The sequence below is a fragment of the Kitasatospora sp. NPDC042419 genome, from assembly GCF_056437345.1.
The window spans coordinates 1-25,290 of the sequence record NZ_JBWKAW010000026.1; the positions used below are offsets into that span (position 1 = coordinate 1).

Sequence of the window (25,290 nt, forward strand, 5' to 3'; positions counted from 1 at the left end):
ACCACCGTCGACTACCACGACGGCGTCCTGCGGATCCGGACCACCACCGGCAACCAGCTCTTCGGCCCCACCGGCGCCGTCGAGGTCACCGTCCGTCTGCCCGCCGGCTCCCACGTCGAGGCCACCACCGCCGACGCCGACCTGCGCGGCGGCGGCCGCCTCGGCGACGTCACCCTCGAAAGCGCCCAGGCCACCGTCAAGCTCGACGAGACCGCCGCCACCCGCCTCACCCTCCAGGCCGGAGACATCACCGTCGGCCGCCTCACCGGCCCCGCCGAACTCACCACCGCCAAGGGCGACCTGCGCATCACCGAGGCCCACCACGGCACCGTCACCCTGCGCACCGAATCCGGCGACATCGAGATCGGCGCCGCCCGCGGCGTCACCGCCACCCTCGACGCCGGCACCACCCTGGGCCGCGTCCACAACGCCCTCAAGAACAACGACGGCACCCCCACCCTCACCATCCACGCCACCACCACCCACGGCGACATCACCGCCCGCAGCATCTGACCCCACCGGGGCGACGGCGTCCGGATCAGGCGAGCGAGTCGATCCACCGCTCCAGGCGGCGCCCCTCGACAGCCATGAGCTCGGGCGCCCGGAAGGTGTTGGTGAGCAGCGAGATCCCCTGGTACGAAGCCACCAGGGCGACCGCGAGCTCCCGGGAGTCGTCCTCCCGCCCCATCGCCCGGAACTGCTGCGCCGCCCAGTCGACGAGACGCCGCATGACCTCGGCGACGGCCTCGTCGAGACCGTCGGCCCGCTTGTCGAGCTCCGAGGCGAGACTTCCGGTGGGGCACCCGTACCGGGCGGTGAGCTCGCGCTGCTCGATCCAGCCGTTCAGCAGCGCCTTCAGCCTGTCCTGCGGGGTGGGGAGCCCGTCGAGCGCGTCGATCACGGCTTCCAGGCCCTGCGCGTGCGCGTCGATCGCGGCCCCGACCAGCTCGTTCTTGGTCTTGAAGTAGTAGTAGACGTTGCCGACCGGGACGTCCGCCACCCGGGCGATGTCGGCGAGGGTGGTCTGTTCGACACCCTTCTCGTGCAGCACCTGCGCCGCGGCGGCCGCCAGCCGCTCCCGCTTGCCCGGCGATCGCCGGACGTTCCTTGAGTCAGTCACCTGACTAAGTGTAGACGCCTGACGCGGCGTCGGCTAGGGTCCTTCTAAGTCAGCCAACTAACTCACAAACCGGAGTTCTCATGATTGTCGTGACGGGTGCGACCGGAAACGTCGGCCAGGAGCTCGTGCGGATCCTCACCGAAGCCGGCGAGCAGGTGACCGCCGTCTCCCGGCGACCGGCCCGACTGCCCGACGGCGTACGGCACGTACCGGCGGACCTCGCCGATCCGGCGAGCCTGCGCACCGCCCTCGACGGAGCCGAGGCGCTGTTCCTGCTCGTCGCCGGCGACGCCCCGGAGGGCATCCTCGACCACGCCAGGGCCGCCGGAGTGCGCCGCGTCGTCCTCCTCTCCTCCCAGGGCGCCGGGACGCGGCCGGAGGTCTACCGGCACCCCGCGGCGTTCGAGGACGCCGTGCGCCGCTCGGGCCTCGACTGGACGGTCCTGCGCTCCGGCGGCCTGAACTCGAACGCCTACGCCTGGGCCGAGTCGATCCGCGCCCACCGGACCGCCGCCGCGCCGTTCGGCGACGTCGGACTTCCCACCGTCGACCCGGCGGACGTCGCCGAGGTCGCCGCCACCGTCCTGCGCGGGGACGGCCACGCGGGCCGGACGTACGACCTCACCGGACCGGCCCCGGTCACCCCGCGCGAACGGGCCGAGGCCATCGGCGGGGCCGTGGGCGAGGCGGTGCGGTTCGTCGAGCAGACCCGCGCCGAGGCCCGCGCGCAGATGCTGGCGTTCATGCCCGAGCCGGTGGTGGAGGGCACCCTCGCCATCCTCGGCGAGCCACTGCCCGCCGAGCAGGCCGTGAGCCCCGACGTCGAGCGCGTCCTCGGCCGGGCACCGCGCACCTTCGCGGACTGGGCCGCCCGCACCGCCCCCGCCTTCCGCTGAACTCCCGCCCCGCCGGGCCCGCTCGAAGGGCCGCGCCCGCCCCGGGGCCCCAAGCCGCTCTGCTGTCCCGCCCCCTGCAGCCCCACCCCCCTGCAGCCCAGCCGCTCTGTAGCCCTGCAGCCTGCAGCCCTGCCGCCCGAACATCCGGACGCCCGAGAGGAAAAGGCATCCCTTGCCCGTTCAGCCCGTACTCGACTCCACCATGTACCACCGGGAGCTCGGCGCCGGTACGCCGATGGTCTTCCTGCACGGCAACCCCACCTCCTCCCACCTGTGGCGGGACGTCCTCCCGGCCGTCGGCGGGCCGGCCCGGCTCCTGGCCCCGGACCTGATCGGCATGGGCGAGTCCGGTAAACCCGACCTCGCCTACACCTTCGCCGACCACGCCCGCTACCTGGACGCCTGGTTCGACGCGCTCGGCCTGGAGGAGGTGGTGCTGGTCGGACACGACTGGGGCGGCGCCCTCGCCTTCGACTGGGCCGCCCGGCACCCCGGACGGGTGCGCGGTATCGCGTTCACCGAGACCATCGTCAAGCCGATGGCCTGGGAGGAGTTCCCCGAGGGCGGCCGCCACCTGTTCCGGGCGATCAGGACGCCGCAGGTGGGCGAGGCCATGATCCTCGACGACAACCTCTTCATCGAGCAGGCGCTGCCCGGCTCGGTCGCCACGCCCCTCGCCCCCGAGGACCTGGACATCTACCGCCGCCCCTACCCCACCCGGGAGAGCCGCCGCCCGCTGCTCCAGTGGCCGCGGTCGATGCCGCTCGACGAGGAGCCCGCCGACGTCGTGGCCAGGATCCGGGACTACGACCGGTGGTTGGCGACCACCCCCGACGTGCCCAAACTGCTGCTCGCCTTCGCGCCCGGACCCGGCGCCATGATGGGCCCGGCGATCGTCGACTGGTGCGCGGAGAACATCGCCGGTCTGGAGATCGAGCGCAGCGACGCGGTCGCCGGCCACCACACGCCGGAGGACCAGCCCCTCGCGATCGCCGCCGCCGTCACCGACTGGGCGGATCGCCACGCGCTTCGCTGAGTCCCGTCGCACGACGGGGCTCAGCGGGAACCGAAGCACCACCACCACACTCAGGAGGAATCGCATGACTGCACAACGCAAGCTCGTGGCAGGCCTGTTCATCTCACTGGACGGCGTCGTGGAAGCGCCGGAGACCTGGCACTTCCCCTACCTGAACGACGAGATGGGCGCCGCGGTCGGCGGGATGCACGCCGAGGCCGACACGCTGCTGCTGGGGCGGAAGACCTACGAGTCCTTCGCCGCCGCCTGGCCGCAGCAGAGCGGCGAGCTGGCCGACGCCATCAACGGCATCCGCAAGCTGGTCGCCTCCACCACCATGACCGGCGCCGACTGGAACAACTCCGCCGTCATCGACGGTGACGTCGTCGCCGCGCTCAAGGAGCTCAAGCAGCAGCCGGGCGGGAACATCAACCTGACGGGCAGCATCAGCCTGACCCGCACCCTGCTGGAGGCCGGACTCGTCGACGAACTCCGGCTGCTCGTCCACCCGATCGTGCTGGGCACCGGCCTGCGGCTCTTCCCCGAGGGCTCCGCCCGGGTGCCGCTGGAGCTCACCCGCTCGGTCACCTTCTCCACCGGCGTGCTGGACCTGACCTACCAGCCGGCCTGACGGGAGGGGGTCCGCCCGCCGCCGACGCGCGGCGGGCGGACCCCGCCCCGAGGACCCCGGCCGAAAGCGGCCGGTGATCAACCGGTGATCGGCCGGAGGACCCGAAAGACGTTGCCATGCACACGATCTGACGGTCAGACTGGCACGCAACCCGGTCCGACCCCGTGGAGCACGGGAGAAGAGGATGCTGGTCATGCTGGACCTTCCGCTGTACCTGGCCTTCGTGGCCGCCGCCCTGGCCCTGTGCGTGACGCCGGGGCCCGACATGATGTTCGTGGTGGCCATGGGCGGCCGCGGCGGCCCGGCGACGGGGGTGATGGCCGCCCTGGGGGTGGCCTTCGGGGCGACGGTGCACGCCCTGGCCGCCATGCTCGGGCTGTCGTCGGTGTTCGCCCACCTGCCCGTGCTCTACCACGTGCTGCGCTGGGCGGGCGCGGCCTACCTCGTCCTCCTCGCCGTCCAGGCGTTCCGCGACCGCTCGCCCCTCGGCGCCGACGGCGGTGGCGAGGGCGAGGGCAGTGGCGACGGGAGCGGCGCCGCCGCGGCCGGCCGGCTGCGCGCGTTCTCGAAGGGCGCCGTGACGAACCTGCTCAACCCCAAGGTGATCATGTTCAACATCGCGTTCCTGCCGCAGTTCGTGAACCCCGCCCTGGGGCACGTGACGGGGCAGTTCCTGATCCTCGGCGTGACGCTGGTCGTCATCGGCCTGGCCGTCGACGCCGCGGTGGGCGTGCTGTCGGGCAGGCTGGCGGCGCTGCTCCGGCGGAGCCGCCGGGTGGCCCGGGGCCTGAACGTCTTCAGCGGTGCCGTGTTCGGCGCCCTGGCCGTCCGGCTGGTCACGGCTCCGGAGTAGGGGCGGCTCCCGAGCAGGGGCGGCTCCGGACCGGCTCGGCGCGTACGGCACGCCCCGCCGCCCCGGCCGCCCCAGCGCCCCACCCACCGCCCCACCCATGGAAAACGGCCCGTGCCGTGCGGGCGCCCGTGACGGCGGGGAACGGGCCGACTTCCGGGCGCACGACGACTAGCCGGCGGAAGGTCTCGCATCCGCCGGGATCCGTCGGTCCGTCGTCAGACGCGCCTCACCCATGACCTGAACACGCATAACGCACCCCCCGTCACCGGCCGTTCCCCTGCTTCTCCGGCCGATGTGCTCTGGCTTCGCCGTCCACAGCTGCGCTACCAACCCCCGCACATCCACTCACTATACTTTGTACACACGTGTGAAGTGTGACATTTTTATGAGGATCGGCGGCCGACCCGGCGACCGCATCCGGCCGGGGCGGCCCGATGTGACACCGTGACAGGCGAGACCGCGGACGACGTACCGCCACCACCGTGCCTGGAGATGCCATGAGTGTCGTGAGTGTCGTGAGCAAGACCGTCCACCCCGTCGACGGCGAGGAGCTGAGCGTCTACACGGTGAGCCCGCAGCCCGGCACCCGCGCCGCCGCCCGCCTCGGCGTCGTCATCATGCACGGCGCGGGCAACGGGACCAAGGAGCGCAACCTGCCCCTCGCCGAGGACTTCGCCGCGCTCGGGCACCCGGCCGTCGCACTGGACTTCTCCGGCCACGGGGAGAGCACCGGCGAGCTGCACGAACTCAGCCTCAGGCGGCGCCGGGACCAGGCCGCCGCCGTCATCGAGGAGGTCTTCGACGCCGAACTGCCGCTCGCCCTGGTCGGATTCAGCATGAGCGGCCAGACCGTCGCCGACCTGATCGCGCGGTACGGCGAGCGGGTGACGGCGGTCGCCACCTGCGCCCCGGGGATCTACGGGACGGAGGTCTGGGACGTGCCCTTCGGCTCCGGCTTCACCGAGCTGATCCGCAAGCCCGAGAGCTGGCTGACCAGTTCCGCACCCGGGACCTTCGCGCAGTTCACCGGCCGGGCCCTGCTGGTGGTCCCGGAGCACGACGACGTCATCCCGCCCGGAGTCACCGAACTCGTCGGCGCCTCGCTGGCCGCGCGGGCCGACTTCTCCACACTGCGACTCGCGGGAGCCGGCCACCGGCTGGGCCTCTGGCTGGCCGAGCACCCGCAGGACCGGCAGCGCCTCGTCAGCGCACTGCTGCGGCCACGTCCGTCAGCACCGGCCCCAGGAACCGCCGTCCGATCCGCTCGAACTCACGCGGGTCTCCGGTCGTCATGAAGACGTGCCGCGGCGCGGGCCCCGTACGGGCGAGGCCCAACTTGCCGAGCTGCCAGGCGACGTCCTTGGCCGACTCCTCCGCGCTGGAGATGAGGGCCACCCCCTCGCCCATCTCCTCCGCGATCACCTCGGCCAGCAGGGGGCCGGCGAACTGCGGTCCGGCTCCCCGGCTCGGCCGGGCCGACCGGGCGTCAGGACCCCTGAACCCCGGCGCTCGCGGCCTCGGGACTTCACGACCCCAGGACTTCGCGACCCCAGGCCGCGATGGCGCGGCTCAAGGTGTCCGCGCGCAGTTCGCTGGACTTCCGCAGGTCGCTGGTGACGCAGAGCCGCGACAGCCACCGCGACCGCCCCTCGGGCAGCGGCGTGTAGGCGTCCCGGGCGTGTGCGCAGCGGTAGTTGTCCACGTACACGAACTCTCCGCCCCGCAGCACCAGGGTCACCTTGTTCAGCTGGAGGAAATCGTGGAGCCTCTCCAGGGCGCTCCGCTCGACCCCGCCCAGCTCGTCCATCCGCAGGGCGGCGAAATTGACCCGGAAGCACGGGCTCTCCCGGCGGCCGAAGAAGACGGACTGCTGCTCCTCGTCGATCACGCCCGACGTTTCGTGGATGGGATTGTGGCCGATCCGGAAACGCGGCTCCCAGAGCACCTCCCACTCCTCCGGGGTCAGCGTGTCGATTCCCTCGATTCCCGACAGGGTCGTCCCCGCCCCCTCGTCGTTCCGCAGGCAGACCAGGCCGAGGAAATCGGGGCGGGTCGGGTGGAAGGCGTCCTCGATGTGGAAACCGAAGTCGTGGTTCGAGCCGGAGCTGGAATTCGCGACGTCGGCCAGGCCCGGGAGCGGGATGATCGAGTTGTAGATGCTGCCCGCGCGCTGGGAGACGTACCCGATCGGCTCACCGAGCAGGCTGCCGTAGAGCCCGTGCAGGATCTGGCCCTCGTTGATCTCGTAGCCGGCCTCGGTCTCCACGTAGCGGGTCGGCGTGTCACGACTGACGCAAGCCGGAAACCTGAATTCGGGATCAGTCGGAGGACGCCGCCGGATCGATCTCGATCGTCAGGGCCTCCAGGCAGTCCTCCATGCGCCCGGTCACGGCCTCGCGCGAGGGCTCGACCACGATGACGTGGCCGAGCCGCGTCATGAACCCCCGGGGAGGCAGCGCCATGTCCTGTCCCGGCGAGGCGTGCCACACCAGTTCGTGCCACAGGTCCTCCGCGCCCGCCCGGTGCGCCAGGGTCCGGACGCGCCCGTCGTGCGACGGGTAGAGCATGCGGACGCCGGCGACCAGTTCGCGGTCGGGCCGCACCTCGACCCGTCCGCCGGTCAGCGCGGCCACGGTGAGCGCCACCTGGTCCACCCCGGTGGCCAGCCGGGTGGCGTACGGGATCTTCTCCCCGCCGAGCCGGGCAGCCGTCTCGATCATGCGGGGTCCGCGTGCCGTGATCCGCAGTTCCGAGTGCGTCGCGCCGTACGTGATCCCCAGGGCCCGGTGGGCCGCCAGCACGACCTGCTCGATCTCCGCGTACCCCGGGTACGTCGACGGCTTCCGGCAGATGTGGCCGAGCTCCTCGAAGTAGGGGGCGAACCCCACCTCCTTCTCGGTCAGCCCGCAGATGTGGGTCCGCCCGTCCTGGGTCACCGCCTCCACGCTGATCTCCGGGCCGTCCAGGTACTCCTCCACCAGGACGCCGGGGACGGTGTCGATCCGGCTGATCCGGGCACCGACCGCCACGTGGAACAGCTCACGGAGCCGGACCTCGTCGTCGACCCGCACGACTCCGTAACTGCCGCCGAGGTTGCGGGGCTTGAGGACGACCGGGTAGCCGATCAGCTCGGCGGCCTCCGCCGCCCGGTCCGCCGTCATGGCGAGGACGCTCCGGGCCGAGGGGACGCCCGCCTCCCGGAACGCCTCCCGCATCAGCCGCTTGTCCCGGCTCCTGGCCGCCGCCTGCGGCGACAGCCCCGGCAGGCCCAGCGCCCCCGCCACCTCCGCCGCGAGCTCGACGTGCGCCTCGTCGTAGGTCAGGACCCCGTCGAAGGGCTCCGCCGCGTGGAGCTTCCCGGCCAGCTCCACCACCCGGTCCCGGTCCCGCAGGTCCGCCTCGTGCGTCACGTCGACGAGCGGGGCGGCCCACGGCCGTTGGGGCGGCTCCTGCACCGCGGTCACCCTGATCCCCGCCGCCCGCAGGTCCTCCAGGATGTACCGGCGGTACACCTCGGTACCCACGCTGATCACCAGCAAGTGCGTCATGACGTCCTCTGATCTCCGATGAGTCGATGCAGGATGTGCGTTGCCGCGTCGCCGCGTTGGTGTGTTGGCGCGTTGCCGCGTCGGCGCGTTGGTGTGCTGCTGCGTTGCTGCCCTGCCCTGCCCTGCACGGGTACGGCGGCGCCCCGGCCGCCGGCGCGGGCCCCGGACGCCGGTCACACGGCGTCCGGGGCCTCCGCCCCCGCGCCTGCCGGGGCGGCGTGGTCGCGCAGTCCGGCGAACCAGACGAGCGCCGCCGTCGCCGTGGCGAGCAGGCCGAACCCGACGAACACCGGCCGGGGGTCGGCGTGGTTCAGCCCGGCCAGGAGTCCTGCCGCCATCGCGCCGACCGGGCTCGCGGCCAGCGCGGCCATCCGGGCGGTGGCGGTGACCCGGCCGAGGATCTCCCGCGGTACCAGTTCCTGCCGGACGCTGCGGATCACCACGACGGCCAGCACCGCCGAGCCGCTGACCAGCATGTTGAGCGCGGCCAGCGGGACGAGGCCGCCGACCAGCCCCATGAGGGCGAGGGCCACCCCCAGGCAGCCCGCGCTCAGGGCCACCACGCCGAGCCGGCGCGCGGGCGTGGCCAGCCGGGTGGCGGCCGCGGCGCCCAGCACGCCGCCCAGCCCGCCGAGGCCGACCACCACGCCCAGGGCCGAGTCCCCGAATCCCAGCTGGTTCCGCACGTAGAACGGGGTCAGCGTCTCCACCGCGACGAACAGGTTGGCGGTGGCCTGGAGGCAGGTCAGCCACAGGATCAGCCTGCTGTCCCACAGGAAGCGCAGGCCGTGGGCCACGTCCGTGCGGAGCCTGCGGAGCATGCCGCGCGGCGTCGTCCGGCCCACCCGGTCGGGTGACCCGCCGAACCGTCCGATCGTGAAGACCGTCGCGAACGACAGGAGGTACGTCGCCGCGTTGCCGAACAGGGCCGTGTTCAGTCCGAAGAGGGCGCTGAGCGCACCGAACAGACCGGGGCCCACCACGAGCGAGGCCTGGTTGGTCGCCTCCAGCCAGGAGTTGGCCCGGACCAGGCGCTGCCCCCGGGCCAGGTCGCGCACGGCCACCGTCAGGGCCGTTTCGAAGAAGACCCCGGCCCCCGACGCCAGGAACGCCAGCACCAGGACCATCCACACCTGCAGGCCCCCGGTGTGCGCGAGCAGCGCGAGCGCCAGGAAGGCCGAGAAGCGGACGGCGTCCGTCGCCAGCATGGTCGTACGGGGGTCGAGGCGGTCCACCAGGGCGCCCGCGATCAGGCCCACGAGCAGGTAGCCGACGGTCCGCGGCGCGGCGGCCAGGGCCGCGGCGAACGGGTTCCCGCTCAGTTCGAGGACCACCAGGGGCACGGCGAGGAACGCCAGGCCGTCGCCGAGGAGCGAGAACACCTGGCCGCCGAAGAAGACGGCGAACTGGGACGCCGACACCTGGCCCCGCTCGACGGTCGGGCTCTTCCCGGACAGCACGCATCCACCCCCTCGGTCGTGATTCCCACCCCGGCTCTCCGTCACGGACCTTGTCGGTCCAGCTCATTGTGCAGACGGGGAAGGTGAATCGGCGGGGCGGGCACAGGTGGACTTGCGCCTGGCGTAAACACGACGGTGCGGCCCCGCGGCCGAGCCCGCGGGCCGCAGAACCCGCAGAACCCGCGCCGGGCGGTGCGGGTCTCCTGTTTGCGACTGTCGTGATCACGACGACCGGCGGCGCTGCCCTCGGCGGCCCCGGTCTGTCAGAGTCGGTCTGCCGAGGGCGGACCGCCGCCCGGAGCACCTCGCGCCCAGGCCGCCTCGCGCCGGGCCGCCGGCCGGCGCCGCCGCACCTCCCCGTCTCCTCCGAGGAGTCCTGTGAACACGTCCGCGCCGCCCCACCGACCGGCGTTCCCCGGCCGACCGGGGGCCGGCCCATGAAGCTGCTGTCCCCGGACGACGTCGAGGCGGCCCGCCGCAGCATCGCCGGCACCGTGCTCCGCACTCCCCTGCTCCCCGTCACCGGACCGCTCCCCGTCACCGGGCAGGGCCGTCCGTTCTGGCTCAAGGCCGAGAACCTCCAGCTCACCGGCTCGTTCAAGATCCGGGGCGCCTACCACCGGTTGGCGAACGCCGACCGGACGGAGCGGGCCCGCGGCGTGGTCGCCCACTCCAGCGGCAACCACGCGCAGGCGGTGGCCCGTTCGGCCGGCCTGCTCGGCATCCCGGCCACCGTCGTCATGCCCGACACCGCGCCCCGGCTCAAGATCGAGGCCACCCGGGCGCTGGGCGCGGAGGTGATCACGGCACCCGCCGAGACCTACCGCCGGATCGCCGTGGAGCTCGCCGCCGACCGCGGCACCACGGTCGTCTCCCCCTTCGACGACCTGCTGGTGATGGCCGGCCAGGGCACCGTCGGCCTGGAGATCGCGGAGGACCTCTGCTCCTTCGACTCGGTGCTGGCCTGCGCCGCCATCGCGACGGGCCGACCGCTGCCGGAGTTCTCACCGCCGGTGCGCAGCACGGCCTTCCTCCTCCCGCAGGCCCCGCACGCCGACACCGTCCTCACCGCGGCGCCGACCGTCGACGAACTGCTCGCCGTGCCCGCGGTCGCCGAGGCGGAACTGCCGTACGCCGTCGGCGACCGACCGCGCTGGCAGCAGGGCACCCCGGGCGGGACCATGGCCCGCATCGTCGCGGTGGCCGACTCGGCCGCCCCCCTGCTCGACCTCTTCGACGACCTGCAGCCCGGCCGCCTGTTCACCTACCGGCCGCTCCCCGCCGACCGGTAGCCGCCGGCCGGTAGCCGCAGCCGCCCGCCGATCCGACCGCCCCCGGCGGACCGGGGGCGGGGCTGTCCGGGCCACGGACGGAGGAGCCAGCCGCGCACCGCCTGAGGCGTGGTGCGCGGCCGGCTCCTCCGTCCGGTGGTTCCCCGGGGCTACGCCGCCGGGCTCAGCCGCTTCCACGGCCGGCCGCCGTTCGCCTCGGCCGTGCCGGGTGCGGCGGTGGTGTACCACTGGGCGTACCAGTAGTAGCCCTGGTACTTCACGAACGCGGCCGTCGAGGCGGCCGGGTCGCCGGTGAGGAGGTGGGTCTCCCGGGTGGCGGCGCCGCCGGAGACCTCGATGTCACCGCCGCCGGCCGAGCGGAGCTTGAACAGGCCGTTGTGCTTCGGTGCGCCGGGCGCCCCCTCGCTGCCGTTGTCGGCGATCGGGACGAGCCGCCACTTCTGCTCGTTCCGGCCGTCGCACGGCAGGGAGGCCACGTCCTGACGGGCGGCGGTGGCGGTCAGGCACCTGCCGCCGCTGCCGACGGTGTGGAGACCGCCGCCGGCCGGCTGGATCCGCCAGTACTGGTTGGGGTTCTGCTCCATCGGCTCCACCAGGTGCGCCCGGGACTCGTCGGCGAAGTCGTCCATCATCATGGGCTTCCCGGGGGCGCTGTCGCCGTACTCGAACTGCCAGCCCTTGTCCCCCTTGTCGTACAGCCGCCACAGCCGCCCGCCGTCGGGCCGGTAGACCTGGCCCTGCTTCCAGTCCGGTGCCTGGCAGGAGCTGCCCGTGGCGGGGGCGGGCGGTGTGACCGTCCGGACGCCGCGGCGCTGGTCCCCGGTGGAGCCGAACTCGCGCCCGCCGATCCGGAAGGTGACGTTGGCGGGCCCGGTGACCGGCAGGTAGTACTTCAGGTCGATGTCCCGGGAGGCGCCCGCCGCCAGGTCCTCGCAGTAGCCGAGGGTGATGGTGAGCCGGTGGAAGTCCCCCTTGAGTCCGCCCGTGTTGGGCCCTGTGTGGCCGGGGACGAGTCCCTTCATCTCCTTGTAGTCGTTGTCCTTGACGACCGGCGGGGTCGAGGTGGGCAGGTCGAGGGAGATCTCGGTGCCCTGGGCGAGGGCGACCCCGCTGCCGTTGGTGATGCGCAGCTTCGGCTGGACGGGGTAGAAGTCGTCCTTCCCGGTGGGGAAGTCCACCAGTTCGGCCTTCACGTCGATCACCTCCGCGGGCTGCGTCCGGCCGCCCGCCTTCGTGCTGCCGGCGGCTCCGGCGCCCCTGAACGCGTTGTCCAGGCGGGTGGTCAGGTCGTAGCCCATGCCCCACTCGCCGCCGGGCCGCTGGGCGTAGTCGCCGGCGAGTTCCCAGACCATCGCGCCGCCGATGCCCTTGTCGACGATGTAGCGGGCCTTGGCGTCGAGGGACTTCTCGTTCTCGGTGGACAGGAACACCTTCTTGGCGTCGTTCCACAGCCACGGCGCCTGGAGCGCGTCGGAGTACTTCTCCGCGTAGCTCCCGGTCAGCTGCCCGGACGGCAGGCCGGTGTCGACGCCGTAGGACGTCAGGTAGCCGGGGGCGCGGCCGTCCTGGAGGTTCCTGGTGTGCCACAGCGGGTTCGACCCGGCGCCGACCTCGCGTTCGTTCTCCAGGTCGTGCCAGATGTTGTCGATGCCGACCGCGCCGAGCCCGCAGGACTGCGCGTTCGCGGGGCCGCGGCCGCCGGTGCCCAGCGGGCACTGTGCCTGGTCCGGCATCGCGGCCGTGCCCCAGAGCCCGTCCGTGCCGCCCCGGACGTCGCGCCAGCCGCGCGAGTAGTACGGGATGCCGAGGTTGATCCGGCCGGGCGGCAGGGCGCCGCGGTAGTAGTGGTAGGCCCAGTCGACGTTGAAGTACCCCTCCTTCTGGAAGTCCTTGGTGTTCGGGGACCGGTCGTCGTAGATGCCGGCGTCGGCCAGTTCGTTGTCCCGCCCGTCGTCGTACAGCGGTGCCTGCGGGCCGACGAACTTGTTCCAGGAGCCGTGCAGGTCGTACGTCATGACGTTGACGAAGTCCTGGTACTGCAGCGCCTGGCCGGCGTCCAGTCCGCGCACCAGGTACCCGGAGGAGGAGCCCGCGGAGGTCAGCAGGTAGTAGCGGCCCCGGTCGGCGCCGGCCCGGTCCAGCTTCTCGCGCAGCGTCCTCATCAGCGCGTTGTAGCTCTGCTGGAGGCCCTTGCGGCGGGGGTTGGAGACGTCCCAGTCCGCGGGGTTGCCGGTGTCGGGCAGTGCGGTGGGGTACTCGTAGTCGATGTCGACGCCGTTGAACCCGTACCGGTCCAGGAAGGCGGTGACGGAGTCGGCGAACGCGTCGATCCCCGGCTGGTTCACCGACCCGTCGGCGTTGGTGGTCATCGCGTAGAAGTTCCGCGTGTCCGCCCAGCCGCCGACCGAGATCAGCGTCTTCACCGCCGGGTGCTTCTTCTTGTAGGTGTTCAGCAGGTTGAAGTGCCCCTTGTACGGCAGCGAGCCGTCCATGGCGTTCTTCTCGCCCGGCCAGGTCATGCCGGTCGCGGGGTTCGCCGGGTCGTTCGGGTCGCCGATGCTGATCCGGTTGTCCTCCACCTTGGCGAACGCGTAGTTGACGTGGCTGACCTTCGACCAGGGGATGTTCGACGCCAGGTACTTCGGGTCGCCGTTCGCGCCCGCGCGCCAGCCGGTGAAGTAGCCCACCACGCGCCGGGTGCGGTCGTTGCCGACCCACTCGCGCCCCTCGCCGTCGTACACGTCGCAGTACCGGGCCGCCACGCCCGGGGTCGGCGTCATGCCCTCGGGGCGGCAGTCCCCCGCCACGGCGGGCTTGGTGCCGCGGGCGTCCGGGGAGCCGTCGAACGGGTCGCCCGCGTCACCACCGTCGGGCTGGCCCACCGGCCGGGCGGACAGCCGCCACTTCTGGGCGTCGCTCCGGTTGCAGTCCCAGATCTGCAGCGCCCGGGCGGTGTCCGACCCGGGGACGTCCAGGCACTTGCCCGAGGCGGGGTTCTTCAGTTCCTGCCGCGCGGTGTGGATCCACTGCTGGGCGGCCGACCCGTTGCAGGTGAAGAGCTGGACGGCCGTCCCGCTGTCGGCGCCACCGCCGTCGACGTCCAGGCACTTCGCCAGCGACTGCAGCGTGCCGTCCGCCGACACCGTCCACGCCTGGCCGTCGGAGCCCGCGCAGTCCGCGAGCCGGACCGGCGTCCGGTCGTCCCGGCTGCCGCCGCGCGGCTCGACGCACTTGCCGTCCAGCCCGCGGATCGTGCCGACCTCGGTGCCCGTCCCGGTGTCCCGGAACTTCCACCGCTGGGCACTGTTGCCGGCGTCGCAGGCCGTCACCGCGAGCGCCGCACCGGCGCCGCCCGCCGTCAGACAGCCGCCGTCGGCCCCGCTGACCAGGGTGTACCAGCCGGTGCCGGTGCCCTTCGCCTGCCACACCTGGTTGGCGTTGCCCTCCTCGGTCGGGACCAGGTGGGTGGTGTGCGGCCCGGGGTCGTGGTCGACGGCCATGCCCGGGGCTGCCGCGGCCGTGATCCGCCAGTTCCCGCCGCCCAGCGACCGCGTCACCCACTGCTGGGCGCCGGTGCCGTTGGGCTCCCACGCCTGGACGCTCGTCCCGGCACCGGTGTCGCCACCGCTCAGGTCCATCGCCATGCCGGTCGCCGAACGCAGCTCCATGCGCTGCCCCTCGGTGGGGTCCGCCCCGGAGTCGGGGGTGCGCGGGGTGACGGCCACGTCCCCGGGGTACTCGATGTACCAGAACTGGTCGTCCCGCACACCCTTGGCGCAGGAGTCGATACCGACCCAGTTCTGGTCCCCGGACCGCATCCCCGGGTCCTGCGTCAGGCAGTCGCTGGTCCCGTCGCTCCGGTCCAGGGACAACGCGACCCGGCCGTCAGCCGCCGTCGAGCGGAACCAGCCGAGCTGGTTGCCGCCCAGGTACGCCCAGTTCCTCCCGCTGAGGATGTTGTGCCAACTGTCCAGGTAGCGCTTGTTGTGCTGCGCCTGGAGGACCATCTTGCTGCCCGTGTACCGGAGCATCCATCGCTGGCTGTCCAGCCTCTCGTCCTTCCTGGTGACGAGATAGGAGTCCTTCTCCCCCGTCTCCGCGTCCAGTACCTCGCCCGTCTGGGCGTTGCGCAGCAGCACGATGCCCTCGCGCAGCCGGACGTTGTCGGGCTCGACCTTCATGCCGCCGCCCGAACCCGTACAGGTGTAGGCGTACTTGTCGCTCGCAGCGGCCGCCTTGCCGAACTCGGTCAGGCACCGCGACAGGGCCTGCTGACCGAACGCGTTGGGGTGGATGGCCTCCTGCCAGTTCCCCTGCAGCATGCTCGCCCACCGCTCCCAGCCCGGGAGGTACGGGACCCAGCGGACCCACTCGGCCTTGTCCCCCGGCAGTTGGTCGCCGTTCCCGTTGGCGCTCGTCGCCTGCTCGGCGGTCGTGGCGCACAACTCGTGTCCGGCGAAGGCGTTCTGGACGTCCAGGAAGCTGGCCCCGGCCGTACCGGCGGCCTGGCGCAGCATGTCACTGATCCGGGGCACGACGGAGTTGTGGGCCCAGTCGGCGTCGACCTTGAGGAAGGGGCAACCGCCCTGCTGGTAACGGCTCCTGTCCACGACCCCGTCCTCCGAGATCTGGCCCTCGCCGTAGCGCAGCGCCTCCTTCGCGGGGATCACGTTCGGGTAGGACTGGAGGACGAGCTGGTAGCCGGACTGGCCGGCCCGGGTCATGGTGTCGCGGATCGCGTCGAGCGTCTTGCTGACGTCGGCCCGGACACGATCGAGCTTGGCCGCGAAGTCGGCTTCCTTCGACCGGGAACAGGGGGCGACCAGGGACGCGTCGGCCACGAAGTAGGCCCCGCCGCAGGCAGCGATGATCCCCGAGAAGTCCAGGTCGTTGCCGCCGATGGACACCACGACCATGCGGATGTCGTAGGTTCGGGCGAGGTCGGCCAGTTGCTGGATCTGCGGCTTCTCGTTCTTGAACCCGTCGGAGACGATGTTCTTCGTCGTCGCACCCGAGCAGGCGATGTTGAACCGCCGCTCGACGGGGACGTCCTCGAACTGCGCTCCCTTGACGGGGGCGACGTCGGACCGGTCGCAGCCGTTGCCGCCGTCGTAGGACGTCGTGTCGTACACGCAGTCACCCTGCCCGGGCCGACAGCGCGAGCGCCGGTCGGTCCCCCAGACGTCCCCCTCCTGCCTCGTGGGAGCGTTGCCCGCCCACCGGCCGCCCTCCCCGGAGATGTAGCTGTCCCCCATCGACACGATGGCGCTCTGACCAGGGAGCGTACAGGGGCCGGCCGCCGCCACAGCGGCCGCCTCCAGCGCTGCCGCGCCCGGCCTGGCGCAGGGCTCCCTGCCGCCGATCCGCCGCCCGTAGTACACGGAGTCATGGTCGGCGTAACCCGTCTGATCCGTTACCGCCCCCAGCACGGTGCGCATCGACGGGTCGTTGGTGACGAGGTAGTCGAGTTTGCTCGTGCGGCTGGGACCTCGATGCGTGTACCGCTCCGGCTCGGCGATGTAGATGTCCTGCGCATTGTTTCTGTCGAGGCGAGTCCTGAGGTCGCCTCGCGGTTCCTGGTTGTCTTCCGACGGCTTCAGGTTGAAGTCCCCGCCGACGTACCAGTTGACCGCGTATCCCTGGTGCTCGTCCGACTCCAGTCGGCCCATCTCCGCCGCCAGGCGCCCGAGCATGGGCATGATGTCGCTACCACCGTTCCCGGAGGCCGCGTGGAAGGAGAAGTAGTACTCCCCATTCGCGCGGTTCTCGCCATAACCCACACCGATCAGAGGGCGAAGCGCTCCGGCCACGCCGGGAATGTAGACCAGGCGCCGAGGCAGTTCGTTGGTCATGATCGCCGAGTTGACCCGGCCAGCGGGGTCTTCGCCGATGGTCTGCGCGTGGAACAGGTAGGCGTAGTCCCGTCCCACTTTCCGCTTGTAGCCCAGCAACCCGTCCGGGACGGCGAGGTTCCGCAGATCGGCGGGTCCAAGCGCGGCCCACGACGAGGGTGGGACGCCGGCCTCCTGAAGAGCCATCACGACCCGTTTCTCCTCCGCTGGTTCGCCGGCTCGGCCGGCGTCGGCGACGGCTCGGGCATACAGCTGGTTGACTCGTTCGTAGGTGCTGCCGGTTTCGGCCGCGGTCGCTCCCTGCATGTTCCAGGTGATGATGTTCCGCAGGCCGGCGAGTTGCCGCGGCGGCACGCGGTTGTCGGCGGCGACGGCGGCGGCTGTCGGCCCGGTCAGGACGGCGAGCATCGTGGCAAGGAGCGCCGTGGCGAGCGCGACCGCCACTGCGGGCATGCCGGTCCTCATCCTGCCGACTCCCCTCCGGCGCGATGCTCTTCCCAATGACGTTCGGAGAAAGGTCATGACTGTCTCATCGCCCCTTTCGGTCGGACGGCTCCGGGGGCGAATCGCATGCGGAGCCGGTAGCAGAACGGCCTGGACGAGGCCCACGATCATGCTGAGGGCAAGGACCACGGCGACTCGGCGCCAGGCGGCCGGCCCATGGCGCGAAGGCGCGCTCGGGGCGCGGCCGGAGCGGTGTTGCGTATCTTCCATGTCTTTCCCGTCGTCGACGACACAGGGTGGGTGTGATCTCGCCGGGCGCCGACCGGCGTTCGGTCGGCGCCCGGCAGTGGGCGGTATCGAGTAGCGGGGCGGCTCACGACCGTCGGCCCGTCCGCCTCCGCCCGCCGATCGTGGACGGTCCCGGCGGACAGCCGATCAACGCGTTGTCAGCCGCCGTGCGCGGGGCCCGCTCCGCGCGCGGCGGGGCGGGTTTCCGCGATGGCTCGGCCGATCCACCACGCGATGACGTACAGGGCCAGGGCGCCGATCAGGCCGGCGCCCGCGCCCTTGGCCGCGTCGGACAGCACTCCCTCGGCCACGACGCTCAGCGGCAGTCCGGTCGCCTCCTGTCCGGCGAGCCAGCGCCAGGCGTGGGCGACGCCCCCGGCGGCCGCGAACAGGGCCGCGGCGGCGAGGACTCGGCGCCGTACCGCGCCGCTCGGCCCGGTACGGCCTTCGCCGGCGAGGAGGCGGGCCCGCCTGCGCCACGCGTACACCGCGATGGCGGCCAGGCCGCCGATCGTGCTCGCGTGCTGCAGGGCCCGCGCCCAGGTGAGGCCGCCCACCGGCGTGGCGTCGAGCCAGGGCGCACGGGTGACCACGAAGCCGTCCGCGTGTGTGAAGGCGTCCCAGACCAGGTGCGTGGCGATGCCGATCAGTGCGGACAGGACGGTCCACCCGGCCCGCCGCAGCAGGGCGCCGGCCGTCCGGGGCCGCGACGCGGGGACGGGTACCGGAAGCAGGGACGCCAACGGTCGACGGCCGACCCGGAGCAGCCCCCACAGCAGGAGGGCGTACGGCAGGGTGACGGTGACGATGCCGGAGGTGCCGTGCGTGGTCGTGGCGTTGACGAAGGGTTCGTACCAGGACTGCGCGCTGACGGGCAGGCCTGCGACGCCGACGAAGTAGGGCATGTCCGGCGCGAGGGCTCCGGCGACCAGCGCGGCGCGGCCGAAGGGGCGCCGCATCAGCGGCAGTACGGCCGCGGGGTGGGACAGGGTGAACGGCATGGGCATCCTCTCGCCCGGACCAATAGTCCGTCGAACGGAATGCTACGTCAAACGGACTATGGAGGATGCGGCGATGCCCAACACGCCCCGCGTCGGTGTTCGGCCACGGCGGAGCGTCAGACGGACTGCTCAGCAGGGACGTTCAGGAGGGACGTTCAGACAGCCCGCTCAGACGGAGGTGCGCCGGTTCCACCTCAGGCGACCGGCGAGCGGGGTGACCGCAACGGCCCCCAGCAGTACCGCCGCCAGGCACGCGACGGCGGCCGCATCGCCCCGCGCCGTGATGTAGGCGTGGGCGAGCAGCGGCGGTGACGCCAGGGCCGTCGCCCCCAGGGCGCGGCCTCCCGGCAGTCGATCGCGCCAGGCCGGCGCGGCACCGGCCGCGGCGAAGACCAGCAGCGGCCAGCACCCGTAGTCGGTGCTGACCCACGGCAGCACGTGCGCGTCGACGACCGCCCGCGGCACGACCGCGAGCGCGACCACGACCCCCGCCGCGCCCGCCGACCCCACCGCGCCGCGCTCCACCCGCCGGTCCGGCGGGCACGCGAGCACCACGGCCGCCGCCAGGACCGCCGCGGCCGGGGTGAACACCGGATCCCCGAACGCCGGTCCACTGACCACCGCGGCCACCGCGAACGAGAGCAGCCCCGCCACCGTGCACGGCACCCCCGCCCGCCACCGGCCGGCCAGCGCCGACGCCGCACCGGCGAACACGACCAGCGACGAGACGAGCAGGACGCCCCACACCCCCGACAGGTCGGCTGCGAGCTGCACCCCGACCGGGGTGGGGGACGCGACGAAGCTCGCGTACCAGCGCAGGAGGTGCAGGCCGCACGCCGCGGCGGCTGAGGACAGGGCGAGGGGGTAGGCCAGGCCGACGATCCGCGCGGCGCGCGTGGCCGGGCCCAGTCCCGTCCGCATCCTCAGCGCGTGCGCCGCCAGCCCGGCGCCCTCCCGCAGCCGCGAGCCCAAGGGCTCGCCCGCGGTCATCTCGCGGAAGGTCGCGGCGATCTCCCCGCCGTGGGCGTGCCGGTAGGCGGCGGGATACAGCCGCAGCACGTGCTCGATCACGTGGCGGACGCCGACGGCCGCGTGGCGGACAGGCGGCGCGTGGCCTCCCTCGCCGTCTCGGCCAGGCGCTCGGCCTCCGCCGCCAGCCGCTCCCGCCCCGCCGGGGACAGGGTGAAGATCCGCCGGGCCCGGCCGTCGACGGTCTCCTCGCGCTCGATGGCGATCAGGCCGTCGGCCAGCAGGCGGTCCAGGGCCCCGTAGAGGGCGCCCGTGCGCAGCACGACCCGGCCGCCGGTCATCGCCCTGACCTCCTGCGCGATGGCGTATCCGTGCCGTGGTTCGTCCGCCAGGGCGGTCAGCACCATCACGGTCGGCTCTTGCATCACGCGCTCGCTCACCCGATGAACATAGTCACTCCGCCGGACCGTCTCAACCGCGCCCGGCCGTGCCACGGCTCCTCGCTCCGGGCCCGGCCGCCGTCCTCCCGGGGCCGATCAACGGGGGCGTTCATCGTTTGTCTACCGGCTTGGTCCATGATCGATTGCAGAGGGCGCCCCGGACGTTCACGGGCGCGAAACGCAGGAAGAGGTACACGGGGACATGAAGGTGACGAAGGCGATGAAGGCGACGAAGGTGACGAAGGTGCTGCGGCACATGGCCGTCGGTGCGGCGGCCGGCGCGCTGGCCCTGGCGGGGACACTGGCGGGGGCGGGGACCGCGCAGGCGGCGTACGACCCGGTGGACCACTCCATCTGGGACGACGAGCCGCTCTACCAGGGCTGGCACGTCGACTCGCTGAGCACCCGGCTGATCATGCAGACCGACGGCAACCTGGTCATCTACCAGAACGGCAAGGGCGCGGTCTGGGGCGCCGGCACCAACGGCTGCGGCTACAAGGCCGTCATGCAGTCGGACGGGAACCTCGTCGTCCGCGACGTCAACGGCAACCGCTGCTGGGCCACCGAAACGTACGGGCACCCGCACGCCAGGCTGACGGTCACCGACGGCGGCGCCGTCGTCATCCACTGGGACGGCTCCACCGGCCCTCGCATCCCCCACTCCAACACCGGCGGTTCCAGGATCCTGTCGTCCGACCTGTACTGACCCGTTCCGGACGGCACCGACCGGCACTGACCTGCACCGACCGGCACCGACCCGTACCCACCCGTACCGGCCCGCACCGAGCGGGCCGGGCAGTCACCCGCGGGCGAGCCACTCGACCAGGTCGGCCACCGACCACTGCGGCCGCGCCGCGAGCCGGGTGGCCGCCGTCCGCAGCAGGACGGGCAGGTGGCCGCAGAGGCCGGCCACCTCGGCCACCGCGTCCGGCTCCCGCCGGATCCGGTCGGCGCCCGCGATCCGGGCCAGCAGTTCGTAGGCGTCGTGCGGCTCCAGCGGTCCCACCGCCAGCCGCACGGCGCCTACGGGCAGTGCCCCCGGCTCCGCCCCCGCCACCACCGCCGCGCACCCCGGTGTCCCGGGCAGCAGCGGCGCGGGGTCGGCCACACCGTCGAGCACGACCAGCACCCGCCGCCCGGCGAGCGCGGCCCGGTAGCGCGCACACAGCTCCTCCGGGCCGGCGCCCGGCGCCGGCCACTCCCCGAGCGCCCGCAGGAACCCCGCCGACGCCGCACCGGAATCGCCGCCGCTCGCGTACAACTGCCCGTCCGGGAAAGCGTCCTGGACGGCGTGCGCGACGTGCACCGCCAGCGCCGACGTCCCGCTGCCCGCCGGGCCCGACAGCCCCAGGACCGGCGCCCCGGCCCCCCGCAGCACCCGCTCCGCCTCCCGCACCGGCGCCGCCCGCCCGACCAGGTCGGGGATGTCCGGCGGCAACTGGCACGGCCTCGGCAGCCGCCTCGCCGGCGCCGGCACCTCCCCGCGCCGGATCAGTCCGGCCAGCTCCACCACCGCGGGCGCCGGTTCCAGACCCAGCGTCCGGTCCAGCCGCTCGCACAGCGCCCCGTAGGCCGCCAGCGCGTCCGCCGTCCGCCCGCTGCGGTGCAGCGCCAGCAGGTGCAGCCGCTGCACCTCCTCGTCGTGCGGGTGCTCGGCCGCCAGGGCGTCCAGCGCGGGCAGCGCCGCGGCGTGCCGCCCGAGCGCCAGGTCCAGGTCGTGCAGCGCCTTCACCGCGGCGAACCGCCCCGCCGCCAGCCGCCCCCGGGCGCGCTCGGCGAGCACGCCCGGCACGCCGTCCAGCGCGCACCGCCCCTGCCACGCCCCGAGCGCCTCCGCGAGCCGGGCGCGCGCCCGCACCGGGTCCCGCTGACGGAGCGAGGTCGCCTCCGCCACCCCGTCCTCGTAGCCGAACAGGTCGACGGCGCCGCGCTCCACCCCCAGCCGGTAGCCGCCCGCCGCCGCGACCAGCAGCCCGGGCTCGGCCAGGGCGCGGCGCAGCCGGTGCGCGTGGGTGCCGATCTGGCCCACCGGGTCCTTCGGCCAGCGGGCGTCGTCCTCGCCCCACAGGCCCTCGACCAGCCGTTCCGTGGAGACCAGTCGGCCCGGGGTGAGCAGCAGCGCGGCGAGCACGGCCCGCTGCTGCGGCCTGCCGAGGTCGATCTCGCGGCCGTCGCGGCGTACGCGCAGCGGACCGAGCAGCTGGAATTCGAACCCCATGCCCCCACCCCTCGAAGCCATGAGTCCCGGTGCACAATCTGTGCGAAAGCATAGGTGACCGGGGTACGGGGGCGTCTCCTGCCGTACGGACATGGCGGGATCCCGGCACCGGCGAGTCTCGGAGGACGGGCGATGACTGACATGGGGGGCTCCGGCCTGCGGTTCGGACTGCTGGGACCGCTGCGTGCCTGGTACGGGGAACAGGAACTGGAGCTGGGCCGGCCGCAGCAGCGGGCCGTGCTCGCCGTCCTGCTGGGCGCCGCCGGGCGGACGGTGGCGACCTCGGTGCTGGTCGAGGGCGTGTGGGGCGGCGCCGCGCCGGCCGACCCGCGCAAGGCCGTCCAGCTGGCCGTCTCCCGGTTGCGCACCGCGTTCCGGCCGTACGCCGGGGACGATCCGCAGCGGATGCCGCTGGTCCGGGTCGGCGACGGGTACGCCCTGCGGGTCCCGGAGGCCGACGTGGACGCGGCCGGTTGGGACGCGCTGCTGGCCGAGGCCGGACGGCTGCGGGCTGCGGACGCGCCACCGCAGGAGGTGCGGGAGGTGCTGCGGCGCGCCCAGCGGCTGTGGGACGGCGAGCCGCTGGCCGGGCTGCCCGGACCGCACGCCGAGACCGTGCGGACCCGCCTCGCCGAACAGCGGATCTCGGCCAAGGAGGCGCAGCTCGAACTGGACGCCGAACTCGGCGACCGCACCGACCTGACGGCGGAGGCCGCCGCACTGGCGCTGGAGCACCCGGGCCGGGCCCGGCTCACCGCCGTCCTGATGCGCGCCCTCTACCAGGCGGGCCGCAAGACCGAGGCGCTCGCCGTGTACGAGGACGCCCGTGCCTCGCTCCCTCCCGGCGAGCCCGGCCCGGCCGCGCTGCAGCTGCGCATCCTGCGCGAGGACGCCACCCTGCTGCCCGCCACCGCCGCCACCGCCGAGCCCGCCGCCGAAACCTGGCAGGCGCCCGACCAACTCCCCACCGGAATACCCGACTTCACCGGACGCGCCGAGGAGGTCGAGACCCTCGTCGACCGCCTCGCCACCGCCGGCGGGCGGGCCGTCGTGGTCTCCGCCCTGGACGGCATGGGAGGCGTCGGGAAGACCGCCCTCGCCGTGCACGTGGCCCGGCAGGTCCGCGGGCGCTTCCCCGACGGGCAGCTCTTCGCCGACCTGCGCGGCGCCGACCGCACCCCGCCCGACCCGGGCACCGTGCTCGCCGGCTTCCTGCGCGCCCTCGGCGTGGCCCCCGCCGAGATCCCGCCGGATCCCCGGGAGCGCAGCGCGCTCTACCGTTCGGCGCTGGCCGGGCGGCGGGTCCTGGTCGTCCTCGACAACGCCGCCACCCCCGGCCACGTCGAACCGCTGCTGCCCGGCTCGGCCGGCTGCGCCGTCCTCATCACCAGCCGCCACCGGCTGGCCGACCTCGCCGGGGCCCACCAGCTGCGCCTGGACACCCTGCCGCCCGAGCAGGCGCTGGAGCTGCTCACCCGCATCGTCGGCGCCGAGCGCGCCGCCGCCGAACCCGGGGCCGCCGAGGAGATCGTCCGGGCCTGCGGGCTGCTGCCGCTCGCCGTCCGGATCGTCGCCTCCCGGCTCGCCGCCGACCCCGCGCTCACCCTGGCCGCCCTCGCCGAAGGGCTGCGCCAGGAGCACCGGCTGGCCGAACTCAGCGACGGCGAAAGGACCGTGGAAGCCAGCTTCGCGCTCTCCTACCACCGCCTCGACGCCGAACTCGCCCGCGCCTTCCGGCTGCTCGCCCTGCCCGACGCGCCCGACATCCCGCTCCCCTGCGCGGCCGCCCTGCTGGACCGCCCCGAGGCCGGGACCGCCGAGCTGCTCGAAACCCTCGTCGACCTCAACCTGCTGCACTCCCCCCGGTTCGGCCGCTACGGCTTCCACGACCTGGTCCGCGCCTACGCCCGCGGCCGGCTCGCCGCCGAGGACGGCGCCGCCGAACGCACCGCCGCCGCCGGCCGGCTCGCCGACTTCTGCCTCGCCACCGCCCGCAACGCCGACCGCGCCGCCCGCAAGGCCGACCCGGTCGAGCTCAGCCTGCTCGGCGTGGCCGTCCACTCCCCGGGCCGGGCCTTCGCCGACGGCGCCGAGGCGGTGCGCTGGATGCGCGAGCAGGCCGGGGTGCACGCCGCCGCCATCGCCCTGAGCTGCGCCGATCCGGACCTGCCGCTCGACCGGGCCGCCGAACTCGCCGACCGGATGGGCGCGGTGCTCCCCGAGCGCACCCAGACCACCGTCATCGCCGACCTCGCCGAGCAGCTGGCCCGGGAGGCCGCCGCGCGCGGCGACCACGGCCCGCTCGCCCTCGCCCGGTACCTGCGCGGCGCCAACCTCTGGCACGTCAACCGCTACGCCGAGTCGGAGGCGGAGATCCGCCGGGCCGTCGAGCTCTGCTCGCCCGCCGCCGGCTCCCCGGCGGCCGGCCCGTCCACCGCTGGCCCGTCAGCTGGCGGCCCGTCCACTGCCGAGTCCCCGGCCGAGTCCCCCGCGCCCGAGTCCCCCGCGCCGACGGAACGCGTGCTCGCCAAGGCCCTGCTCACCCTCGGCGGAAACGCCCGCATCCACGGCCGCTACGCCGAGGCCGCCGAGCACGCCGGCCGGGCCGCGCAGCTGTTCCGGCGCCTCGGCGCCGAGCGCTCCGAGGGCAGTGCGCTCGGCGAGTTCGCGTTCAGCTGCGCCCAGACCGGCCGGCTCGCCGAGGCCCGGGACGCTGCCGAGCGCGGCGCCCTGCTGATGAGCGGCTCCGGGCCGGTCTCCGCCGCGACCGGCCGCTACTACCTCGCCCGGGTGCTGCGGCTGTGCGGCGACCCGGAGGCGGCGCTCGCCCACGCCACCGGAGCCCGCGAGGAGTTCGCCACCCTCCAGGTCACCGTGTTCGAGGCCGCGGCCGGCGACCTCGCCGCCCGCATCCACGCCGAGGCCGGCCGCTGGCTGCTCGCCGTCGACGCCGCCGAAGCGGTCCTCCCCCTCGCCCGTCGCACCAGCGCCGCCCTGGAGGCCGCCCTGCTGCGCACCCTCGGCACCGCGCTCACCGGCCTCGGGCACCCGCGCCGGGCCCGGGCCTGTCTGGCGGACGGGCTGGAGGTGTACGAGCGGCTGGGCCTCGGCGAGGACGCGGCGCAGGTCAGGGAGCTGCTGGCGGCCCTGGAGTAGGCGCGGGAGCAGGACGCGGAGTGGGGTACGGAGCGGTCCGCGGGGTGGAGCACGGAGTGGAGCGCAGTGGGCCCCCGGGCGGGCCGCGCTACGCGCGTTGACCGCTT

General features: G+C 73.7%; 18 protein-coding genes. 9 read left to right on the forward strand and 9 right to left on the reverse strand.

Annotated elements, in window-relative coordinates; genetic code table 11:
* The coding region (locus tag AC067J_RS33800) for a DUF4097 family beta strand repeat-containing protein (protein WP_478305771.1) at nt 1–513 on the forward strand (513 nt) is incomplete at its 5' end.
* Between the two features lie 25 nt (nt 514–538).
* Here the strand turns inward: AC067J_RS33800 and AC067J_RS33805 are convergent.
* Nucleotides 539–1,120, reverse strand: coding sequence for a TetR/AcrR family transcriptional regulator (locus tag AC067J_RS33805; protein ID WP_478305773.1), 582 nt, complete (start codon nt 1,118–1,120; stop codon nt 539–541).
* An 80-nt stretch (nt 1,121–1,200) separates the two neighbouring features.
* Here AC067J_RS33805 and AC067J_RS33810 point away from each other — a divergent pair, with 80 nt between their 5' ends.
* From AC067J_RS33810 to AC067J_RS33830, 5 genes are all read left to right on the forward strand, one after another.
* Nucleotides 1,201–2,016: an NAD(P)H-binding protein gene (locus AC067J_RS33810; RefSeq protein ID WP_478305775.1), complete on the forward strand. Its 816-nt coding sequence runs from the start codon at nt 1,201–1,203 to the stop codon at nt 2,014–2,016.
* A gap of 172 nt (nt 2,017–2,188) precedes the next feature.
* Nucleotides 2,189–3,052 carry a haloalkane dehalogenase gene (locus AC067J_RS33815; RefSeq protein WP_478305776.1) on the forward strand — a complete coding sequence of 288 codons (864 nt, stop codon included), beginning with the start codon at nt 2,189–2,191 and terminating at the stop codon, nt 3,050–3,052.
* A 64-nt stretch (nt 3,053–3,116) separates the two neighbouring features.
* Nucleotides 3,117–3,662, forward strand: coding sequence for a dihydrofolate reductase family protein (locus tag AC067J_RS33820; protein ID WP_478305778.1), 546 nt, complete (start codon nt 3,117–3,119; stop codon nt 3,660–3,662).
* Nucleotides 3,663–3,855: 193 nt separating this feature from the next.
* Nucleotides 3,856–4,515 (forward strand): LysE family translocator, encoded by a 660-nt coding sequence (locus AC067J_RS33825; RefSeq protein ID WP_478305780.1) that lies wholly within the window; start codon nt 3,856–3,858, stop codon nt 4,513–4,515.
* Between the two features lie 497 nt (nt 4,516–5,012).
* Entirely contained in the window at nt 5,013–5,810 is a 798-nt protein-coding gene (locus AC067J_RS33830) for an alpha/beta hydrolase (RefSeq protein WP_478305781.1), read from the forward strand.
* Between the two features lie 230 nt (nt 5,811–6,040).
* Here the strand turns inward: AC067J_RS33830 and AC067J_RS33835 are convergent, their stop codons facing one another.
* The 3 genes from AC067J_RS33835 to AC067J_RS33845 form a co-directional block, all read right to left on the reverse strand.
* Complete coding sequence (locus AC067J_RS33835) at nt 6,041–6,781, reverse strand: TauD/TfdA family dioxygenase (RefSeq protein ID WP_478305783.1); 741 nt, start codon at nt 6,779–6,781, stop codon at nt 6,041–6,043.
* 52 nt (nt 6,782–6,833) lie between these two features.
* Nucleotides 6,834–8,063, reverse strand: coding sequence for an ATP-grasp domain-containing protein (locus AC067J_RS33840; RefSeq protein WP_478305784.1), 1,230 nt, complete (start codon nt 8,061–8,063; stop codon nt 6,834–6,836).
* A gap of 173 nt (nt 8,064–8,236) precedes the next feature.
* Nucleotides 8,237–9,523: an MFS transporter gene (locus AC067J_RS33845; RefSeq protein WP_478305786.1), complete on the reverse strand. Its 1,287-nt coding sequence runs from the start codon at nt 9,521–9,523 to the stop codon at nt 8,237–8,239.
* 437 nt (nt 9,524–9,960) lie between these two features.
* On the opposite strand from AC067J_RS33845, the gene AC067J_RS33850 reads away from it, so the two are divergent.
* The gene (locus tag AC067J_RS33850) at nt 9,961–10,815 is read left to right on the forward strand and encodes a threonine ammonia-lyase (protein WP_478305788.1); all 855 of its coding nucleotides are present in this window, start codon (nt 9,961–9,963) and stop codon (nt 10,813–10,815) included.
* A 149-nt stretch (nt 10,816–10,964) separates the two neighbouring features.
* Here AC067J_RS33850 and AC067J_RS33855 read toward each other — a convergent pair whose 3' ends face one another.
* The 4 genes from AC067J_RS33855 to AC067J_RS33870 all read right to left on the reverse strand — a co-directional run bounded on the left by AC067J_RS33855 (nt 10,965) and on the right by AC067J_RS33870 (nt 19,809).
* Complete coding sequence (locus AC067J_RS33855; protein ID WP_478305790.1) at nt 10,965–17,120, reverse strand: glycosyl hydrolase family 18 protein; 6,156 nt, start codon at nt 17,118–17,120, stop codon at nt 10,965–10,967.
* Between the two features lie 437 nt (nt 17,121–17,557).
* Nucleotides 17,558–18,400, reverse strand: a complete 843-nt coding sequence (locus tag AC067J_RS33860) for a DUF4184 family protein (protein WP_478305792.1) — start codon at nt 18,398–18,400, stop codon at nt 17,558–17,560.
* A gap of 168 nt (nt 18,401–18,568) precedes the next feature.
* Nucleotides 18,569–19,471 (reverse strand): hypothetical protein, encoded by a 903-nt coding sequence (locus AC067J_RS33865; protein ID WP_478305794.1) that lies wholly within the window; start codon nt 19,469–19,471, stop codon nt 18,569–18,571.
* Nucleotides 19,468–19,809, reverse strand: coding sequence for a PadR family transcriptional regulator (locus tag AC067J_RS33870; RefSeq protein WP_478305796.1), 342 nt, complete (start codon nt 19,807–19,809; stop codon nt 19,468–19,470). The genes AC067J_RS33865 and AC067J_RS33870 overlap by 4 nt, the downstream gene beginning before the upstream one ends.
* A 202-nt stretch (nt 19,810–20,011) precedes the next feature.
* Between AC067J_RS33870 and AC067J_RS33875 the strand changes: the two genes are divergently transcribed.
* The gene (locus AC067J_RS33875; RefSeq protein WP_478305798.1) at nt 20,012–20,515 is read left to right on the forward strand and encodes a hypothetical protein; all 504 of its coding nucleotides are present in this window, start codon (nt 20,012–20,014) and stop codon (nt 20,513–20,515) included.
* A gap of 93 nt (nt 20,516–20,608) precedes the next feature.
* Here AC067J_RS33875 and AC067J_RS33880 read toward each other — a convergent pair whose 3' ends face one another.
* Nucleotides 20,609–22,027 (reverse strand): AfsR/SARP family transcriptional regulator, encoded by a 1,419-nt coding sequence (locus AC067J_RS33880; protein ID WP_478305800.1) that lies wholly within the window; start codon nt 22,025–22,027, stop codon nt 20,609–20,611.
* 132 nt (nt 22,028–22,159) lie between these two features.
* Here AC067J_RS33880 and AC067J_RS33885 point away from each other — a divergent pair, with 132 nt between their 5' ends.
* Nucleotides 22,160–25,183, forward strand: coding sequence for a BTAD domain-containing putative transcriptional regulator (locus AC067J_RS33885; RefSeq protein ID WP_478305801.1), 3,024 nt, complete (start codon nt 22,160–22,162; stop codon nt 25,181–25,183).
* Nucleotides 25,184–25,290: the final 107 nt, after the last annotated feature.

Bases quoted from the DNA above. Each gene is read 5' to 3' on its own strand.
- AC067J_RS33860 (WP_478305792.1), bottom strand. From the start codon at position 18,400: ATGCCGTTCACCCTGTCCCACCCCGCGGCCGTACTGCCGCTGATGCGG.
- AC067J_RS33850 (WP_478305788.1), top strand. From the start codon at position 9,961: ATGAAGCTGCTGTCCCCGGACGACGTCGAGGCGGCCCGCCGCAGCATC.
- AC067J_RS33885 (WP_478305801.1), top strand. From the start codon at position 22,160: ATGACTGACATGGGGGGCTCCGGCCTGCGGTTCGGACTGCTGGGACCG.
- AC067J_RS33810 (WP_478305775.1), top strand. From the start codon at position 1,201: ATGATTGTCGTGACGGGTGCGACCGGAAACGTCGGCCAGGAGCTCGTG.
- AC067J_RS33875 (WP_478305798.1), top strand. From the start codon at position 20,012: ATGAAGGTGACGAAGGCGATGAAGGCGACGAAGGTGACGAAGGTGCTG.
- AC067J_RS33830 (WP_478305781.1), top strand. From the start codon at position 5,013: ATGAGTGTCGTGAGTGTCGTGAGCAAGACCGTCCACCCCGTCGACGGC.
- AC067J_RS33855 (WP_478305790.1), bottom strand. From the start codon at position 17,120: ATGCCCGCAGTGGCGGTCGCGCTCGCCACGGCGCTCCTTGCCACGATG.
- AC067J_RS33880 (WP_478305800.1), bottom strand. From the start codon at position 22,027: ATGGGGTTCGAATTCCAGCTGCTCGGTCCGCTGCGCGTACGCCGCGAC.
- AC067J_RS33825 (WP_478305780.1), top strand. From the start codon at position 3,856: ATGCTGGACCTTCCGCTGTACCTGGCCTTCGTGGCCGCCGCCCTGGCC.
- AC067J_RS33840 (WP_478305784.1), bottom strand. From the start codon at position 8,063: ATGACGCACTTGCTGGTGATCAGCGTGGGTACCGAGGTGTACCGCCGG.
- AC067J_RS33820 (WP_478305778.1), top strand. From the start codon at position 3,117: ATGACTGCACAACGCAAGCTCGTGGCAGGCCTGTTCATCTCACTGGAC.